Annotated in this window: 10 protein-coding genes; all 10 read left to right on the plus strand. The window is 46.2% G+C overall.

The genetic code is table 11. The features are described from left to right. The first annotated feature begins 25 nt into the window (after positions 1-25). On the plus strand, positions 26-862 hold the full coding sequence (locus GZK95_RS07735; RefSeq protein WP_075715565.1) for an OmpA family protein: 837 nt from the start codon (positions 26-28) through the stop codon (positions 860-862). A 4-nt stretch (positions 863-866) separates the two neighbouring features. After that, a complete protein-coding gene (locus GZK95_RS07740; protein WP_404817700.1) occupies positions 867-2945 on the plus strand; it encodes an SLBB domain-containing protein in 2079 nt (692 codons plus the stop codon). After that, the gene (locus tag GZK95_RS07745) at positions 2942-3631 is read left to right on the plus strand and encodes a P-loop NTPase family protein (protein WP_075715558.1); all 690 of its coding nucleotides are present in this window, start codon (positions 2942-2944) and stop codon (positions 3629-3631) included. Before GZK95_RS07740 ends, GZK95_RS07745 begins: the two co-directional genes overlap by 4 nt. A 72-nt stretch (positions 3632-3703) precedes the next feature. Next, complete coding sequence (locus GZK95_RS07750) at positions 3704-4060, plus strand: Hpt domain-containing protein (RefSeq protein ID WP_075707443.1); 357 nt, start codon at positions 3704-3706, stop codon at positions 4058-4060. A gap of 28 nt (positions 4061-4088) precedes the next feature. Beyond that, the gene (locus tag GZK95_RS07755) at positions 4089-5579 is read left to right on the plus strand and encodes a sigma-54-dependent transcriptional regulator (protein WP_075715557.1); all 1491 of its coding nucleotides are present in this window, start codon (positions 4089-4091) and stop codon (positions 5577-5579) included. Continuing rightward, entirely contained in the window at positions 5557-6576 is a 1020-nt protein-coding gene (locus tag GZK95_RS07760; RefSeq protein ID WP_075715556.1) for a glycosyltransferase family 4 protein, read from the plus strand. Before GZK95_RS07755 ends, GZK95_RS07760 begins: the two co-directional genes overlap by 23 nt. Positions 6577-6729: 153 nt before the next feature. Further along, positions 6730-7962 carry a glycosyltransferase gene (locus GZK95_RS07765; RefSeq protein ID WP_075715555.1) on the plus strand — a complete coding sequence of 411 codons (1233 nt, stop codon included), beginning with the start codon at positions 6730-6732 and terminating at the stop codon, positions 7960-7962. Next, complete coding sequence (locus tag GZK95_RS07770) at positions 7934-9133, plus strand: glycosyltransferase (RefSeq protein WP_075715554.1); 1200 nt, start codon at positions 7934-7936, stop codon at positions 9131-9133. Before GZK95_RS07765 ends, GZK95_RS07770 begins: the two co-directional genes overlap by 29 nt. After that, the gene (locus GZK95_RS07775) at positions 9130-10575 is read left to right on the plus strand and encodes a lipopolysaccharide biosynthesis protein (protein WP_075715553.1); all 1446 of its coding nucleotides are present in this window, start codon (positions 9130-9132) and stop codon (positions 10573-10575) included. Before GZK95_RS07770 ends, GZK95_RS07775 begins: the two co-directional genes overlap by 4 nt. Then, positions 10572-11948 (plus strand): O-antigen ligase family protein, encoded by a 1377-nt coding sequence (locus GZK95_RS07780; RefSeq protein WP_075715552.1) that lies wholly within the window; start codon positions 10572-10574, stop codon positions 11946-11948. The genes GZK95_RS07775 and GZK95_RS07780 overlap by 4 nt, the downstream gene beginning before the upstream one ends. Positions 11949-12018 lie beyond the last annotated feature (70 nt).

Consider the following 12018-nt stretch of genomic DNA (forward strand, 5'->3'; position numbering starts at 1 on the left):
GTTTAATCACACTCGCGATTGTTCTATGAGTCTTCGCTTGTTGTTGATCCTTCTCTTCGCCTTTCTCACTCTCCAAGGCTGTACTAGCTATCCTCCCGAAGGTCGCGGCGGCTTAGCAGAGCAACATATCGACAACAGTTTTACACCCGTCATGCCAGATGAGCCGTTAGGGCCAGAACACGGACTCCGTTTTGACTGGCAATTAACTAAACTGCATTTAGATTCTTTGATCAAAGAAGGCGCTAGATGGTGCTTCCCTGCTGCTGTCGTGCAGGCTATTGAGAAGCAAAATCGGATTGCTCGCGAGCTTGATGGCGGACTGTTACTCGATGCTGCCAACGATTTAGTCATTCAACGCAAGCGATTAGGAGAGCTCGAACGCCAACTCGATTACGTGACCTCTCAGGCTAATTGTGTACCACCTTTGAACGAAAACTCATTCCGTGAACAACTGGCTGTCATCGATCAGCTTTTTGACCTGCTTAATATCGATAATCAGTTCGCATTTAACTCGACAGAAGTGAACCCTAAGTACATGGGACATTTGGCACGAGCCGCCAATATTCTACGCGATAACCCTACGCTCAATCTTGCGATAACGGGCCACGCTGACGCGACCGGAGACAACCAACACAATCAAAAGTTAGCGATGGGCAGAGCAAAACAAGTCAAACGTTATTTGATTATCTTCGGTTTAGAGCCAACTCGAATGACGACCAAATCTCTCGGAGACACCCTACCACTTTATGATGGAGTGAGTGAAGGTGTACGTCTTACCAATCGACGCGTCAGTATCGAGGTCATCTCAACTCAAGAACTCGCAGGTGGTAAGCTGCAAGGAGGCTACCATGCAACTGATTAAAACCATGCTGTTGGCGTTTCTACTTTGGACACCCTACTCTTTTGCTGAGCAAAGTTCAGAGCGCGTCCAAATTGGCGACCTAATTCAAATAAACCTACCGGGTGAAGATACGCTTAATCGAGGTTTCCAAGTCGATAAGCGGGGTCGTGTAGAGCTACCTGAAATTGGTGCCGTCTATGTGGCTGGTTATACAGAAGATCAGCTCAATGACGCCGTACTTACCGCATTAAAAAGCGTATTTCGTGATGTTTCTTCTGCCAGTGTCTATATCGCTCAGCAGCAACTACTCATTTCTGTACAAGGCTACGTGGTATCGCCTGGGGAATACACCTTAGCACAAAGTGCGGATGTGCAAACCGCACTGCATGCCGCCGGAGGCTTGCGCTCAGGCGCTCAGCTTGACAACATGATGGTGAAACGGGGCGCAGAACGCATTCCTTTCAACTATAAAGCTTTTCTCGATAGCGGTGATGAATCTCTGCTGCCCGAACTAAAATCTCTTGATAGTATCTTCGTCCCGGCTTCCCCTTTGGTGGGGAATATCGAGCAGCAGTTTGATGCCGCTAAGCAAGCAAATGCTGGTGATAGTGGCGACAGTCGTACCGCGATAAAAGTGTTTGGTGAAGTCAATGCTCCCGGATCATTTTCCTACAAGTCAGGGGCGAATCTAGTCGATATCTTAATGCGCGCTGGTGGCGTTACTCGCTACGCATCGGTCGAGCAAATCCGCGTGATCAGCAATAACACGCCAAAGTTATTTAACCTAAAGCGTTATTTGGATTCAGGAGATGAAAATCTATTGCCGCCTCTCTCAGAAGGAACAACCATTTTTGTCCCCAAGCAAGAAGAAGAAATCAAAGCTGGTGCCAATGTTGTCTACATCATGGGAGAAGTCGCTCACCCCGGCGCTTATGAAGGGAAACAAGGTGCGTCATTTATGGATATCCTCGCCAATGCGGGAGGACCCACTCGTTTTGCTGAATCGCGTCAAATTCGTTTAATCAAAGCCAATGGCAATGTCATAAAGTTTGACCTAACCGCCTATACCGAAGGGTTAACCGAAACCCGTCCGCCAGCGATTAACCCCGGCGACGCTATCTTCGTCCCTGAAAAAACCGATATGAACGAGAAATCGTGGCTAAAAATATCCCCTGACCGCGCCGTTAAAGTGATTGGTGAAGTGGTTCGCCCTGGGCGGGTTGAATGGTCTGATGAAATGGATCTGATGGATCTACTTGCCCATGTCGGCGGACCAACGCTACGGGCTGACACCAGTAAAATTGAGGTCGTTAATGGCAGCGGCAAACTGCATACCTTCAACCTAGATGAGTTTATTCTAAACGGCGCGCCGTTAAATGATTTACCAATGATTACTGCCGGTGCCATCGTCCGCGTTCACGATTTGCCCCAAGACCCTTCAGATAATAAATCACAATGGGTAAGACAAAGCTCCGATGCATCTATCTATGTATTCGGGCAGGTTAACGCCCCCGGTCGTTATCGCTTTACAAAAGATATGCATTTTTTAGATATCTTATCTGCGGCAGATGGTCCAACAAAGGATGCGGATATTCACAACATTCGCGTTACCCACCGTGATAAAAGCTATTCGCAAGTGAGCAAGCTTAATCTATCGCTCTATTTTGAAACTGGCGATGAATCGTTACTACCAAATGTCACCATGGGCGATACCATTTACATTCCAGAGAAGAATAAAAACTGGCTTGACCGTTCAAAAGAATCAACAGTGCGCATCTTAGGCGCGGTTAACAAACCTGGTCGCTATGTGTTTAACGACAACATGACCATTCTCGATATCATCGCAGAAGCAGGAGGCCCCAGCGACAATGCTTATGTCGAGAAAATTTCAGTCGTCAATATGTCCTGTTGCCAAGGGCAAGCGCGCACCTTTGATCTCGTTGAGTTCAGCAAAACAGCGAATATCTACCAACTCCCCGTCCTGCGTGCAGGTGACACCATCTATGTACCTGACCGCCGAGACAGCTTTATTGAGAAAGCTCGGGTTGGATTGGAAGACATTTTGCGCCTAACCACAACCATTGTATTGATAGGAGCATTATGATGATCCCTGCGACATTAAATGAGGTTGAGCAGATTTTCCTCGCGACAGAGAGCCATCAAACTCGTTCAATTTGTGTCACCGCCTGCCACTCTGGTGACGGCGTCACAACTATCGCCGCATCATTAGCGGAAAGACTCTTGTTGGCTGGTTACTCGACCCTATTGGTTGACTTAAATCCCTTTAAAACAGGGTTTGATTGCCAACCTTGCCTTGAACATCAATCGGACATTCAATGGTTGCAGCCTATCAACAGTTCCCAGCTGTTCACTGGTATCAAATTAGCCGACAATCCCAACCTTTTGGTCAATTTTCGTAACCCTAAGTTTCTTTCTAAGCAATTGACCTCGTGGCTCGATAGCTTTGACAAAATCGTAATTGATACCTCACCTGTACTGCAAAACAACAAAAACAACATTCCCGCACAAACAGTCGCGAGTTGCTGCGATCACACCTTTTTAGTTGTACGGGGAGGACAAACAACACAAAGTCACCTGCTTGTCGCCAAACAGCTGTTTGACAGAAATAACGCCTTACTGGTGAGCTCAGTACTCAATAACATGCAGCAGTCATCGCTCGGAGAGGAGATCGTCAGAGAGCTTAACCGCGTTAAAGTGATTCCAAAACATTGGCGTGATAAATGGGCACAGAAGTTACTAAATAACGAGTGGTTGTCACATATTGCTTAAATAATCCCATATCTAATCACAACTAATTGAAAGAACTGATCTATTCTTATAACTGTATTCATGGAGGACGCTGTGGAGAAAGAACTCGTTGATGAGGCTATCATTCAACAGATGATAGAAGATACCGATAGCGAAGTGATGCCGATGCTGATCGATCACTACATAGCAGAGACGTTACATCGTACGCAAATTCTTGACCAAGCTTTCGTCGAGCAAGATATTGATGTGATTAAGTTTGAAAGTCACACCTTGGGCAGCACATCGCTCGCTCTTGGTAACCGTATGCTTTCGAACTTGGCGCGTAAGATTGAACATTTGTGTGTAACCGATCAAAAAGAGGCGGCATTAGCCCTTCATCGCGAACTGTTAAGTGTCGTTCAGCACTCAGTGGATGCATTAATACAACGTAAGGAACTCGGTTTTTCATAACCATAAAAATAAAACAAGGATGTATCTAATGAAACCTAAAGTACTCCTGATTGAAGATTCGACATCATTGGCTCTACTGTATAAACAGTATGTAAAGGATGAGCCCTATGATCTGTTTCATGTCGAAACTGGACGAGACGCAAAGGCTTTTATCGAACGAAACATGCCTGAGTTGGTGATATTAGATCTTAAATTACCCGACATGGATGGTGAAGAGATCCTTGACTGGATTGTCGAAAAACAACTGAATACTTCGGTCATCGTCGCCACTGCACACGGCTCTGTGGATGTTGCTGTACAGTTGTTACAAAAAGGGGCAAAAGATTTCCTCGAAAAGCCAATCAAATCAGACCGGTTGAAAACATCGATTAACCTACATCTTCAGCGAACTAAACTTGAAAACTTAGTCGAAGACATAGAGAACAAGTTCGATCGCCATCGTTTTCGTGGCTTTATCGGTAGCAGCATCGTCATGCAAGGTTTGTATAAAATAATTGACTCCGTCGCCCCAACCTCTGCAAGCGTGTTTATTATTGGGGAAAGTGGCACAGGTAAAGAGGTGTGTGCCAACGCTATCCATAAAGAAAGTCGTCGTGCTGACAAGCCTTTCGTTGCGATCAACTGCGGCGCTATTCCCAAAGATCTGATGGAAAGTGAAATATTTGGTCATGTAAAAGGCGCATTTACCGGAGCGACAACTGACCGCAAAGGGGCAGCCAGTCAAGCCGACGGTGGTACGCTGTTTTTAGATGAACTGTGCGAAATGGACTTGGAAATGCAGAAAAAGCTGCTGCGCTTTCTGCAAACTGGCACCTTTACCCCACTTGGCGCATCAAAAGAGCAAAAAGTGGATGTCAGAATCATCTGTGCCACCAACCGAGACCCACTTCAAGAAGTTGAAGAAGGGCGTTTTCGGGAAGATCTTTACTACCGAGTCCATGTCGTTCCGATTGAAATGCCACCACTTCGCGAACGTGGCAACGATATTGTTGTCTTGGCAAAACATTTCTTACAACAGTATGCCATTGAAGATGAAAAGCAATTTCGTACTATAGCGAAAGATGCGGAGGCCCAGCTAAAACGCTATCAATGGCCGGGCAATGTACGTCAGCTACAAAATATTATCCGCAATATTGTTGTACTCAATGATGACAGTAAACTTCAGGTAGCCCACTTACCGGCCCAGTTCTCGCAAAATCGTAGCGAGCCCAAACGCACTTCAGTGGCGCCAGTCAAAAGCCAAACTATCAATGAAACACCGGTTGATGTACCTCCAACCTCATCACTTGAAAACAGCGTAGATGCCCTGACTAATCATGCTCATGAAACGGTTCCTGATGCACAAAATGTGGTCATTCGCCCAATGTGGCAAATTGAGCGAGAAGCCATTCAGCAAGCGATCGAGTTCTGTGATGGTAACGTAATCAATGCCGCGGTACTCCTAGAGTTGAGCCCATCGACAGTTTATCGGAAGAAACAGGCTTGGGAAGCCGAAGATGAGCAATCATACGTGCAATGAAATATGGATTGTGCTCGATAGCCGACAGTTTGGCGGCATAGAAACCTATGTCGCCCAATTGGCGAACGGCTTAGTCGCTCATAACCAGGCATGCAGAGTGCTATTGATTGAAAAATACACCCCGCTTTCACCACTGTGTGAAAAGCTGACCGCTCTTGGGATACCCTATCAATTTCTCGGCATCTCAAGCAAAACCGCATTGAAACATTTATGCCAATTGGTGAACAGAGACAAACCCATCGCACTCCATGCTAACGGCTACAAAGCCAACCTAATTGCTAAAGCGACAAGGTTGATGACAGGAGTCCGGTTGATTTCGACCTATCACGCCGGCGAAACGCCCAAGGGACGAATGTGGCTCTATGATTGGTTAGATAGAACGTCGGCGTTTATCGCCAACCATGCTGTTGTGGTAAGCCAAGCGATTGGACGGAAAATTCCCTCATCAACGCGGTACATTGAAAACTTCGTTGATTCGCATACGATCGAAGCCAAACATGGCGAGCAAATCGCATTTGTCGGTCGATTAAGTGAAGAGAAAGCCCCCGACCGATACTTAAGGCTTGCTCAAAAGTTTCCCCTGCATACTTTTCACTTGTACGGCACAGGAGATCTCGCGGATAAACTTGCCACGCACGCACCTCAAAACTGCCAGTTTCACGGGCATCAAAACGATATGTCGCAGGTATGGCCCAGTATCTCTCTGATTGTGATCTGCTCACATTATGAAGGTCTGCCGATGGTCGCATTAGAAGCGATGGCGAGAGGCATCATCGTTATTGCAACCCGGGTAGGTGAATTGCCGCAACTTATTGTCCCTCATCAAAATGGTTACCTTGCTGATGATGAAGAGCAGTTGGCTGTTTGCGTGCAGGAGTGGTTGTCTCTTTCATTCACACAACAGAAGCTATTGCGCGAGCATGCAATCAATACCATTCGAAGCAACTATTCTCAACAATCTATCATCCCTAAAATGCTCGCGCTCTACTCCAAATAAGCGCTCCATTTTGCTTCTCAAAATGACAATCTGTCTGCTCCTGTGTAGCACTAGCATTAAATCACCTTAAAAACAAAGGCTTAGCATACCCATCCTATTGGCATTTACCTTGCAGTCTTGATGCATATCCACAAAAAAGCACAAGGCTAGGTTATGCATTTTCGACAAAAGATTTTATTTGTTCACTATGGCGATAATTGGATTCGCGGCAGTGAACGGTGCCTACTGGATCTGATAACTCATCTAGACAGCGAACAGTTCGAAGCCGTGGTTTGGACTAACAACTCAATGTTGATCCCCCACCTTAAGCAGCTGCAAGTTGAGTATCAAATTGACAATTTTCCTATTCTTCTCGGCTGGCAAGCACCAAAAGCGGATATCAACAGTTGGGCCAAGCTGGTCAGAAAAGGGAAGAAGCTGATCAAGCAACATCAAATTGACTTAGTGCATGTGAACAGTGCCGCGCCTTGCCAATGGATGTCAATCGCGACTCGTCAGTCTGGTTGCCCTATGCTTACCCACCTTCATAGTGACTATTTAAGCCGTGACCGTACGACTTTAGGTGTCCATCTCTCTCCTTTTGTGATGACCGCCAGTCACGCGATATCACACAATTTGCTTAAAGATGGCTACCCCAAAGAGCGTTTAAACGTCGTCCACAATGGTATCAATATCCAACGACTTGAAGAACAGCCTCAAGTTGATGTCGTTGAACAACTAGAGCTAGATGACGACGCCATCATCTACGCCACCGTTGGTTCGTTGATTCACCGTAAAGGAGTTGATCGCATATTGATCGCCTTACGTCACTTATTGCTTGAATACCCCAATAGTCATCTGGTGGTCATTGGAGACGGGGAAGAGCGGGACAATTTACAGCAAGCATGCCGAACCCTGCATCTCGAAGGACACGTACATTTTGTTGGCGAGCAAAGCAATGTGGTCGGTTGGCTCAAAGGCTGCCATGCTTTCGTCAGTGCTGCGCGAGAAGAAGCATTTGGACTCGTGATAGCGGAAGCGGCCGTTGCCAACTTACCTATTGTCGCCCCTTTTGAGGGGGGGATTCCTGAAGTCGTTCAACATGGCGAGACTGCCCTACTCTTTGCCAACCATGGTTACGGTCCTCTATTGGATATGATGCGTTGCATACAAAGCCACCCTTATGATTGCCAAGCCATTGCCCACAATGCCCATAAACACGTAAAAAAGAACTTCACTGTTGAACGCTACGTTGAGCAAATTGAGCATCTTTACCAACAGATTTTACAAGCCGAACGCCTTGATTTTCCTCCACTGAAAGATGGCTTAAAACCAATTAAGACCGCAATTGCGAAACGTAAAAAAGATGGAGGTGACTATGACTCGTCAACACAACATCATCTTTGATCCTATTGCTTTCAAAGGCGGTTCTAAGATCGCCACCGCTGAAGCATTAAGTTTATGTGAGCCAAGCAAAGTTCACTTCACTGTCATAACTTGCGACCGCGAATTTTGGCAGCAGAGCGCATTAGCCAAAGTACATCGCGTTAAAATCGTTAAACTGCCCGCTATACCCTGGTTGCGAGAACAAGTACATGGTCCACTGTTCTGGTTAAATCAGGTGTACTTCACCATCATGCTTTTGGGTTGCACTTTGTTGTTTGGTCGACCTCATCGCCTCATAGGCGCTTCTGGACCTGGCGTTGATATGCCTGTGTATTTATTAACGTGGGTGCTTAAATGCTCCGTCATCCAACTGATCCACGGCAACGTCGCGTGTTCACGGTCAATCGGTTGGTGCTTAACCCGTGCCGAACGTGTTTTTTACCTTGCGTCGACCAAACAGAGCTTACTCGACTCTCTCGCCCGCTATTATCAACACAAGTCCAACTCAGAAGACAGTGAAGCACAAGCAAAGAGTGAACTGGGAAAACCTCATTTTGAACGTTTTGTTAATGGGATTACCGACGAGAATTGGCCATCACTCAGTCACGCTGAAGAGGCTCGCTGCTTATGGGCAGCCTCTTTGTTACGCTGGAAAGGTCTTGAGCGCTTTATCACTGCCTTGCGTCTTGTTCATCGCCATCAACCCATCTACTCTACGATTTGCTACATAAAACCCAAGCAGATCAAACTTGGCGTCTCGAATGCCCCAGTCGATATTCCCCTAACAGATTGGTATCACGACCCGTACAATTTTGACCAACTAAGGAGCCATTGTTCGATTTTCGTATCGACCAGTGACAACGAACCATTTGGTCTTTCTATCCTTGAAGCGCTTGCAGCAGGAATGTGTGTCGTGATTCCAAATGACAACAGTTACTGGGATCAGCACCTCAGCCACGGCGTAGACTGCATTAAATATCAAACCGGTGATGAAGCCTCGTTAGCCAACGCACTTCTGTTGCTGCAGCAAAACCCTCTGACATTAGCAAGCATTAGGGCTCAATCATTGTTGCGCGCAGAGCACTACCACGCCGCCGATCGCTACCGTGAAATCATCGCAGCGGTTAGCACACCACAATGGATAAAGAGCGCCGACTTATTCAATGTTGATGGTGTTAAGAAGGGTTTATGAGTAGCAGTGCAAACCCCGTCCAAAGCATGTTTCTCTATGGACTGGCTCTGTTGTTTCTCAAAGGGGCATCATTAATCGCTTTACCAGTCATGACCTTTTTCCTTACAGTCGAACAGATTGGTCAGTTAGAACTCATTGCCGTCACACAGACCTTTTTCGCTCTGTTGGTTTCGTTATCAATGCATGAAAACCTGTATCGTTTTGTAGCCACCATTGATAGTCGCCGCCAACGCCATTTAGCCGTGAGTCAGCTATATAACACCACCATGTTGCTGTCGCTCACTTTCATTGCTCTTCTCACCATCGGATACTGGCTATACCATCGCTATTTCGCCATGGATCATGGCTATTTCACCCCCACTCAATTAGCGTTAATGGCTGGAGGGCTAGCGGTACAAGGCAGCATTGAAATCAGTCTGGCATGGTTGCGCTTACAGGACAAAGCATGGACTTTTTTTAAACTGAGTCTCTTTTGTGCCAGTTTACAAGTCGGGTTAATCATAGCGGCGGTTTCACTTTCGCCAACGGTAACCACCGTGCTAGCGGTCGGGGTATTTTGCGTCTTTGTCCAGTTAACTCTTTTACATCTACACAACCAATTTCAACTTAAGCTGCTTAATATTCAACAACTCAAAGCTTATCTCAAATACTGTCTACCAATCATGTTGTCCGCGCTGGTTGCATTTGCGCTTAATGGCGGTGAACGCTGGATGTTGGTTCAAGGCCACCGTTTTGATCTTCTTGCCCAATACGCCATTGCGCTTAAGTTTTCACTTGCCGTTGGCATTCTACTCCAACCGTTTCATATGTGGTGGATGCCAAAACGGTTTGAATATTGGCGCAATAGTGGGGAATCAGTAACATCAAAAATTAGCCAGTTCGGCATCGTCTATGCGTGTTTACTCGCACTTGCTGTCACTTGGGGCGGAAAGATATTTATATCCGTATTTCTGCCAACCCAATACCAATTGGCTAGCTATCTTATCGCCGTCACCGTAATTGCAATGTTATTTAAAGAGCTCACCGAGATCATCAACATTGGGTTACTAAAAGCGAAACGTACCCAAACCCTATTTACCATCAATGCTTGTATTACGCTTTTTTTTGTTGGCTCCATTTTAATCATCTGCAGACTCAGTGATGCCAACCCTTTGTGGATTGTTTCCATTGGTATCTGCTTTGCTCAAGCTTTGCGTTGCTCTGCGATTTTTATTGCAAGTCAGTCGTTGAGTGCGCTCCCGTATCAAACTGGTAGAGCGGTCTTGTTCATCTGCTTAACCGCGAGCTTAATTCTTAGCACATGGCTGGTTAATGCCACCTTAACCAGTGCTGTATTCCTCATGCTTGAACTCATCACTTTGGCGGTGGTGGCACACCATATAAATCTGTTCAAACACCCTTTCCACAAGATGCGTAAGGCGATGCTAAGGATGGAAGCATGAGACAAGCGACGCCCAACTTTCATCTCTTTATCTTGTTTACACTCTGTTGTGGTTTAGCAGCTGTATGGTTATTGGTGCCAGACCCGCGTCTTATCATCGCACTGTGTCTGCTTCCTCTCGGGGCCTTATTTGTTGTTAATCAGACTTTCTGGTTAGTTAGCTTGTTCGTGATTTTTTCTTTCTTTCGTATCCATGAAGCCTTTCCTCAACTCTATCACCTACGTATCCCTTTACTACTTTCGATGGGTTCACTCAGTGCGTTACTTTGGCATGTGTTAATCACCAAACAACTCAAGCCTTATTGGCACCCAGTGCTAACTTGGATGAGCCTTTTCTGGCTGATCGTAATTTTCGGCATTGTGTTTGCCGCCAATCGAGGGATTGCTCTCGAATACTTCAAGAATATCTACTGGAAAATCATGGTAATGTCTCTTGCCATCACTTGGCTGGTTAATACCAGTGCAAGCGTTAAGAAAATTTCGCTGTTGATTATATTCGCTGGGCTTTTGGTGGCAGGTGTTGCAATTAGCAACTCAATTAACGGTATCGGCTTAGTCGAGGGCAGTCGTGTGACCATCGGCCGCGACTTAGGCTCAATGCTCGGCGACCCAAATGACTTGTCATTGGTTTTGATGTTTCCACTCGCCTTCTCTCTCAGTTTGATGATGACCAAGTCGCTTGGTGTCGTTCGGGTTCTTGGCTTGCTCTGTTCTGTGGCAGCATTGTTCGCCGTTATTGCAACACAAAGCCGTGGAGGGTTGCTTGGGTGTGTCGCTGTACTTGGCATGTTAGGTCTAAAACACATTCGTTCAAGAACCCTACTTGTTACCATCGCTATCATTGCGGCAGCCGCCCTGTATGCAGTAGCAGACATTTCAGATCGTCAATCCGGAGGCGCTGCGGAAGAAGGTATTGATGCCTCGGCGATGGGCCGCTTATACGCTTGGGAAGCCGCGTTTAAAATGGCGATTGAGCACCCATTCAGTGGTGTGGGTATCGATAACTTTTATGCCAACTACTATTTCTATAGCTCACATTGGGATGGGCTCAATCACGCCGTCCATAGCACTTGGTTTGGCGTGCTTGCCGAAACGGGCTTTGTTGGTTTAGTCGTATTTATTGGTTTGATTGTTTGTGTACTAAAAACGTGTCGCAAGAGCATCGAAATCATCAATTCAGACCCTGACTCTTACTCCCCTTATATCCACGCCACGACCTATGCGGTGTTGTCCGGTATCGTTGGCACTATTGTTTCGGGAACCTTTCTCACTCAAGGTTTCAACTGGCCTATCTATATCCTCTCAGCCTTGGCGGTTGCGTGTCGACAAGTCATTCAAAATGATTCTCAGAATAAAAATCAAGCTTCACCCTAGCCACACCACAAACTTATCTAATTGTTTTTACTAGTTTATTTAAATGGCACGCAATATGAAACAACCTGAT

The sequence above is a fragment of the Vibrio panuliri genome, from assembly GCF_009938205.1.
In the GTDB taxonomy this organism is placed as follows: domain Bacteria; phylum Pseudomonadota; class Gammaproteobacteria; order Enterobacterales; family Vibrionaceae; genus Vibrio; species Vibrio panuliri.

Coding starts and splice junctions, on each gene's coding strand:
- GZK95_RS07740 (WP_404817700.1), top strand. CDS start 867: ATGCTGTTGGCGTTTCTACTTTGGACACCCTACTCTTTTGCTGAGCAA.
- GZK95_RS07765 (WP_075715555.1), top strand. CDS start 6,730: ATGCATTTTCGACAAAAGATTTTATTTGTTCACTATGGCGATAATTGG.
- GZK95_RS07780 (WP_075715552.1), top strand. CDS start 10,572: ATGAGACAAGCGACGCCCAACTTTCATCTCTTTATCTTGTTTACACTC.
- GZK95_RS07735 (WP_075715565.1), top strand. CDS start 26: ATGAGTCTTCGCTTGTTGTTGATCCTTCTCTTCGCCTTTCTCACTCTC.
- GZK95_RS07745 (WP_075715558.1), top strand. CDS start 2,942: ATGATGATCCCTGCGACATTAAATGAGGTTGAGCAGATTTTCCTCGCG.
- GZK95_RS07755 (WP_075715557.1), top strand. CDS start 4,089: ATGAAACCTAAAGTACTCCTGATTGAAGATTCGACATCATTGGCTCTA.
- GZK95_RS07760 (WP_075715556.1), top strand. CDS start 5,557: ATGAGCAATCATACGTGCAATGAAATATGGATTGTGCTCGATAGCCGA.
- GZK95_RS07775 (WP_075715553.1), top strand. CDS start 9,130: ATGAGTAGCAGTGCAAACCCCGTCCAAAGCATGTTTCTCTATGGACTG.
- GZK95_RS07770 (WP_075715554.1), top strand. CDS start 7,934: ATGACTCGTCAACACAACATCATCTTTGATCCTATTGCTTTCAAAGGC.